The organism is Psychrobacter piechaudii (genome assembly GCF_900162825.1).
In the GTDB taxonomy this organism is placed as follows: domain Bacteria; phylum Pseudomonadota; class Gammaproteobacteria; order Pseudomonadales; family Moraxellaceae; genus Psychrobacter; species Psychrobacter piechaudii.
Genome location: NZ_FUGE01000260.1, coordinates 1 through 5,348 on the forward strand (window position 1 = coordinate 1; position 5,348 = coordinate 5,348).

Annotated in this window: 6 protein-coding genes; 3 read left to right on the top strand and 3 right to left on the bottom strand. The window is 37.0% G+C overall.

Annotated elements, in window-relative coordinates:
* Positions 1-94: 94 nt before the first annotated feature.
* The 3 genes from A1019T_RS12690 (at position 95) to A1019T_RS12700 (ending at position 2,612) form a co-directional block, all read left to right on the top strand.
* Positions 95-682 carry a hypothetical protein gene (locus tag A1019T_RS12690; RefSeq protein WP_031944056.1) on the top strand — a complete coding sequence of 196 codons (588 nt, stop codon included), beginning with the start codon at positions 95-97 and terminating at the stop codon, positions 680-682.
* 265 nt (positions 683-947) lie between these two features.
* Positions 948-1,898 carry a replication initiation protein RepM gene (repM, locus tag A1019T_RS12695; RefSeq protein ID WP_077452073.1) on the top strand — a complete coding sequence of 317 codons (951 nt, stop codon included), beginning with the start codon at positions 948-950 and terminating at the stop codon, positions 1,896-1,898.
* A gap of 114 nt (positions 1,899-2,012) precedes the next feature.
* A complete protein-coding gene (locus A1019T_RS12700; RefSeq protein WP_077449836.1) occupies positions 2,013-2,612 on the top strand; it encodes a DJ-1/PfpI family protein in 600 nt (199 codons plus the stop codon).
* 213 nt (positions 2,613-2,825) lie between these two features.
* Here A1019T_RS12700 and A1019T_RS12705 read toward each other — a convergent pair whose 3' ends face one another.
* The 3 genes from A1019T_RS12705 to A1019T_RS12715 all read right to left on the bottom strand — a co-directional run bounded on the left by A1019T_RS12705 (position 2,826) and on the right by A1019T_RS12715 (position 5,137).
* Entirely contained in the window at positions 2,826-3,359 is a 534-nt protein-coding gene (locus tag A1019T_RS12705; RefSeq protein ID WP_077452075.1) for a hypothetical protein, read from the bottom strand.
* A gap of 283 nt (positions 3,360-3,642) precedes the next feature.
* Positions 3,643-4,782 carry a relaxase family protein gene (locus A1019T_RS12710; protein WP_077452077.1) on the bottom strand — a complete coding sequence of 380 codons (1,140 nt, stop codon included), beginning with the start codon at positions 4,780-4,782 and terminating at the stop codon, positions 3,643-3,645.
* The gene (locus tag A1019T_RS12715; RefSeq protein ID WP_077452079.1) at positions 4,772-5,137 is read right to left on the bottom strand and encodes a plasmid mobilization protein; all 366 of its coding nucleotides are present in this window, start codon (positions 5,135-5,137) and stop codon (positions 4,772-4,774) included. The genes A1019T_RS12710 and A1019T_RS12715 overlap by 11 nt, the downstream gene beginning before the upstream one ends.
* Positions 5,138-5,348: the final 211 nt, after the last annotated feature.

Sequence of the window (5,348 nt, forward strand, 5' to 3'; positions counted from 1 at the left end):
AATAACAACTGTGTATATATATTCAATAAATAGGTATACACATATATCTGTTAAGGTATGATAGATACTATATTGAACATAATAAGGATCAGCCATGAGTGAGAAACAATACTCTAAGCGTCAAATAAATATGATGCGTGTTAATGCATTAAGAAGTGCTTCATCAGAAGCTAAGAATATATTTATCGCTTATCTTTGCGGAGTTCATACTTTAGATTTCGATGATGAGGAAGCTAAAAACTATCCTGAAGATTATTATGTTTTTAAACAAGTAATAGCCACCATACCAAATAGTGAATTACTCCATGATCAGATAAATACTTATAGAGCAGCTCAGATATTAAAGCTACTAGGTACCAGTGTTGATAATAAAAAGCTCAGTTTTCTAACCGCTCATTATGATCCAAAAAGCAGTATGTCAGCCAAGGAGGTACTAAATATCATAAAAAAGGATCTGAATAAATATAAGCTGCTGTTAGATGCGTTTATCTGTAATAGTCATCGTAGAGCCATTAGATCCTTGCGAGTTCAAATGAAAAAAGAGTTTGGTATGACTAAGGAAGATATAAAGGCTTATAAGGTATTTATGACTATACCTAGTAGTGTTTTACCTTTTGTTAAGACTTATAGGAAACAAGAAAAAGAGAAGAAATTAGTTAATTCAAATAAACCTCAAAGTTAGCGATATATTCTTTCTTATTTTTGTTACTTATCCACAACCAAAAGGCTTTTAATGCTTTTAAATGCTTTTAAATGCTTTTCCGTCCTCTCAAAGCTTTGATATTAAAGGGCTGTATCCTTCATTGAACGACGTTTACTTACCCATTGAACGACGTTTACTTACCCATTGAACGACGTTTACTTACCTTTTAACGACTTTTATAATATTTGACGTTTATACGACTTATAATTACAATGTCGTTAAATAATGTAAAGGGAGTTTTAAAGTGGCTAAGTCAAACCTAGTAGTAAAAACAAACTACCTAAATACCGTACTTCAAAATTTGACATTGGTAGAGATTAGAATAATTCAATTGGCGATAGTAGATGCAAGAGAAACGGGTAAAGGACTAAGTACTGATACTCCTTTACGTATTGATGCCATGCGATACGCTGAAGTTTTTAATACCACTCGTCAAAACGGCTATTTGATGATGAAAGATGCAGAAGAGACTTTATTTAACCGTCGCTTTAGTTTTTTAGATGATGATGAAAGAACGGTGAAGTCACGTTGGATCTCGCAAGTCAGGTACTTAGATGATGAAGGAGCGATTGAGCTGGTGTTTACGCCTGCAGTAGTTAAGGGGATTACTCGTATAGATGGGGCAGAAGAGTTTTTTACTAAATATTTGCTAGAGCAAACTGCAAGAATGGATAGTAATTATTCTATTCGGCTGTATGAGTTGCTTGTTCAGTGGAAAAAAGCAGGCAAAACACCTTTATTCGAACTTGAACAGTTTAGAGGACAAATGGGACTGGGGATTAATGAATACAAAAGAATGTGTGACTTCAAAAGACGTGTACTAGATTTAGCTGTCGAAGAAATTAACGAAAAATCGGATCTTAAAGTCAGCTATGAGCAAGAGAAAAAGGGCAGACGTATCACTGGCTTTAAATTTAAAATAATCACTAAGAGCAAACCTGAGCAGCCCCAAAAAAGAACCGTAAGCCGTGACGCTTATACAGCAGATATGTTTACCGTTGATGGTTTAAATGATAAACAGCTAGGGCGTATCGCTCGTAACCCTAACTTTATCGCTGATTATAATCATTTGGTCAGTTCTACTAGCCCAGCAGGTCAAAACCCTAATGATTGGGAGTTTGAGATGATTAATCGCCTTAAAAAAGACGCTTCTCAATTTAAGAAACGTCCAATTAGGGATTATTTAGAGTATTAAGGCTAGCGGTCTATTGTTAGTAGCTTTAGTAGCTTGTTAGCTCAAATAATGGTCTTATTTAGCAGTTCTACTGGGATAGACTCTAAAAATTATTTATGAAGGGTGTTATTTGTTATGAAGACTATTACTGCCTTAGTGTTTGAAAATTATGAAACTTTAGACTTATTTGGACCTATCGAGGTATTTGGTAGCTTAAAAGAATACTATAGAGTGCAGTTTGCGTCATTAGCAGGAGGTGTAGTTAAAAATCATCACGGTGTTGAGTTACTCACGAATAATACTGATAATTTACTATTTGGAACAGATATTCTACTAATAGTAGGGGGTCAAGGCACCCGTCAATTAGTAGAAGACAAGCTTTTTTTAGAGGTATTAAAAAAGCTCTCAGAAAATGCACAGTGGGTCCTGAGTGTATGTACAGGTAGTGCTTTATTGGCAAAATCGGGTTTATTAGAAGGTAAGCAAGCAACTTCTAATAAGCGATCTTGGCAATGGGTAATCTCTCAATCCAACCAAGTTAACTGGATACAAGAAGCACGGTGGGTAATAGATGATAAGTTCTATACTTCATCAGGTGTTAGTGCTGGAATAGATATGACGCTAGGGTTTATTGCGGACAGACATGATTTAGAAACTGCACGTAAAATTGCCAAAGAAATAGAATATAACTGGCAAGAAAATAGCCAAATCGACAATTTTTGGGATGTGTTTTAGAGATAATCCTTTAGTTTATATTGGGGAAAGCTCTATTTAATAGAGGTTTTAGTTGTATAGAAAAAATAATGATACTGGCTAACACTCGTAGACCGTTATAAGTGGTTCCGTTATAATAGTCTGTTTTAAGTGGTCTGTTAATACGTTTAAAGGGTGAAATAACTGGTTCCTTTGGGGTATGCTACAAACAGTTCATTAGCTCGAAACTCAAAGTTATTTTTTTAAATCTATAGTGCCAATCTCTACTAGCATAGGAGTTAGACAACGTGCATCTCCTTGTTTTGAGTATTCTTCTATATCATTATCGGGATAATATTTTGAATATTGTCCGTTAGTTGTAATGTAGTCACCCATTTTAAAAATATACCCATTCAAACTTAAGGTTTTATTATATTCATTCCACTTAACAGCATTTTCAGGATATTTAGGAAACATAGCTGTCATGTAACTACCATCTTTTTGTATTAGGTAGAGACAACCTTTCTGCCATTTGAAAACTCCTTCTACAGATGCCATAGCCTGGGCTTGGGTTGTGGGATCAGTATAATAGCGAAAAATGCTAGTCTTTTGCGTAGGTTCAATGACTTTCGCAGATGTCCAATTAGAGTTTTCAGCTTGGCTGTCAATTACTTGTGTAGGTTCAACTGTCGTAATGGTGGCATCAGTATTAGAGGATGAGCAGCCACTTAACCATAAAGCAGTGGGTAGACAAATTATCAACGAGATTTTTGCAGTTATATTAGCCATGAGACATTTACCTTTGCTAAATTAGTTAGTGATTTTTCGTATCTTTAGTGCTCAATAATTATTTGCTATGACAGTTGCTTTGGTGAATACGAATAAGTCAGTCTACAACTGAAAAGCTTATTAAATGTACACCATAAAGTACACTGTAGTTATCTTAGCAAGTTAAGACGTTGATACCATTAGCCTACAGCTTAAGGTTCTAGTCCTCACTAGGGTGCCAAACCAGTAAGGATGCCTAACTAATTTACCCTAGGGATGGTTTACTGTCAGTATGAACCTAAAACTAACGTCTAAAAGAAGGAGTATAGCTCTTTAATTGTTCTGCTCCCTTAGGATCTACGGCTTCCTCAACACTGTTAGTAACCTTCGCTTTTTGTATTGCCAAAGGTTCGGGCAAAGTAGCTTCCTTATATCGCTCCTGATGATATTGGGCTTTAATTTTAATTCCTTCCTCTAAATTCATCTTCTCTAATTGACTGCGATGAGTTTTATTAGGCTCACTGTAGTAGGTATTGCTGTTAATTTCTTGGATATATGGCTTAAACTCAATCCCCCTATAGTTTTTAGCAAACATACCTCCCGTAAGCCTCACACTCATAACCCTACCATTTTTGTCCTTTAGGTCCTCGTGTTTAACTGACACACTGGTTTCGCTATTACCCCGATTGACGTCAAGCCCCCAGCGCCTTAACGTGGTCAAAAGCGATTGACGAGTGATGACTACCCCTCTTTGAGACTCAAGCAATAACCGCCGTTTAAGCGCTTCTTCTAAATCACGACGGCTTTTGGGGTGTTGAATTGTTTTATCGTCTTCATCACTCTGTTTTTTTAAATAACTATTGATGTTAAAAGGACTTGGCCTTGGTGCATGGCTATTATAAGGATTAACTAAACGTTGTCTTTTAGGGTCGTTAGGATCACTCAAGGACTCTCCACGTATGGTCTTAACCTCTGCATTAACTATGTTCTTCCATGCATTCACCCGTCTTTGATCCGCAGGCTCATAGTACGGCTGAAACGATTTTCCTGTACGCAGCTCTTGGCAGGGTATGACAAAGTTTAGCTCCAAACGCCCAACTGGATTATTGTCATCAATATCCTTGTCTGCATGTTCTACCCATAGAATGTCGTACTGATCTGGCTCTAACCCACAAAATATAACCTTTTCAAACTCTTGCATAATACGCTTTTTGTCATCCTCGCTTATCTCATCGGCACGCTCACTAAACGATAAGTAGCCAGACTTGTATTTGGACTTATGCACCGTAGTATCAATTAGGTGCTCAGTAAGCACAGGATCGCCGTAGAGCACTTTTGCGTGCTTTCGAGGTACTAGGGTACCATCAGATCCTTTCTCTTTAAGAAGGTAGTTTAAAACGCCGCTGGCTTTGCCTTTACCATGACTTGAGAATTTAACGATCATAATTGTCCCTCGCTGACTTTTTTGAGGCCTGTATACTCGACTCGATTAACAGATGCATCTGCTCACGTATCGCTTTTATTTCATGCAATACTTGAGCATCTACCTGTCTTTCTGTGTTCACATGACGAGTTAACTGATTTAAGTTACTGCCTATACGGCCCAGCTGACGCACTAACTCTGGATCAACTGGCTTCACAGGGGTCACCCCTAACGCAAGATCTCTTAGCCAACTTGCAACTGTACTTCCTCTATTTCTTTTTTTAAGTTCTAAAAGCTCATAGTCGTTCACTCGAATAGATATCTCACGATTACGTTTGGCTCTCTTATCTAAATTAATAGGACTGTTATTGGACATAATAAGACGCACCTTAAAAGATTGAAGGGGGTTTGGGGTCCCCCCAACCAGCACACAAGAGGGATAGGATATTTTTAGCGTAGCATAAAATAGCCCCCTTTTGTGACTGCTGGCTTATTTGCTGCAAATTAATGTCTGTACCTAGTTGGATTTTAATGTGTATACATATTTATTTTTAATGTCTATATATGTTTTACTTGTATGTCTATAT